Source organism: Streptomyces mutabilis, assembly GCF_014649815.1.
GTDB classification, from domain to species: Bacteria; Actinomycetota; Actinomycetes; order Streptomycetales; family Streptomycetaceae; genus Streptomyces; species Streptomyces mutabilis.
The window spans coordinates 1-956 of the sequence record NZ_BMTT01000104.1 but is presented as its reverse complement, the minus strand read 5'-3'; the positions used below and the strand labels follow the sequence as shown (position 1 = coordinate 956).

Sequence of the window (956 nt, the reverse complement as noted above, 5' to 3'; positions counted from 1 at the left end):
CGGATTTTATTTTACTGATTTTAGAGGGTATTCTACACAACCTTTGGGCGGTGTTTACTATGTAAATCCAGAATTTAAGACGGTTACGTCAATTATTCAAAATATTTCTGTGGCGAATGGTATTGCTTTAAGTACGGATGAAAAAGTGCTATGGGTAACTGAAACTACAACTAATCGACTTCACCGAATCGCATTAGAGGATGATGGTGTGACTATTGCACCATTTGGAGCGACAATACCATATTATTTTACAGGTCATGAAGGACCGGATTCTTGTTGTATTGATAGTGATGATAATTTATATGTAGCTATGTATGGCCAAGGACGTGTATTAGTTTTCAATAAGAGAGGTTATCCTATAGGTCAAATTTTAATGCCAGGACGTGATGATGGAAAGATGTTACGTACAACACATCCACAATTTATACCTGGTACAAATCAACTTATAATTTGTACTAATGATATTGAAAACCATTCTGAAGGTGGATCTATGCTTTATACAGTTAATGGTTTTGCTAAAGGATATGAGAGTTATCAATTTCAATAAACTCTTGAAAAAGCGTATAGAATAAGTTGTTATGTATAAATAAAAGAGGTAGAACAAAGGTTGAATAAAACTTTATGTTCCTCACTCGTATAGCTTAATTTGAAAATTTGATACAACTCATTGTATTTTCTATTAATGCAACGATTGCCATAAATAAATATGCCTGAGACATTTAATGTGTCCCAGGCATTTATAATATGTGTTCTTGTATTTTACTGTTAAAGATAAAAGCTTAAGAAAATTTTCTATAACAAATCGTTTAATTATCGATACTAAATTCTGCTGATGCTTCAAATTTTACGTTTTTACCTAACATCACGCCACCAGTTTCTAAAGCTTGGTTAAAATTAATACCATATTTTTCGCGGTTAATTGTTCCACTAACGATAAAACCAGTGACTTGTTGTCC

At 32.3% G+C, this 956-nt stretch carries 1 protein-coding gene; it reads left to right on the top strand.

Features of this window, described 5'->3' with window-relative positions:
- Window positions 1–547 (top strand): SMP-30/gluconolactonase/LRE family protein (locus tag IE142_RS39640; protein ID WP_191889411.1); only part of this gene is annotated, 547 nt, incomplete at its 5' end.
- Window positions 548–956: the final 409 nt, after the last annotated feature.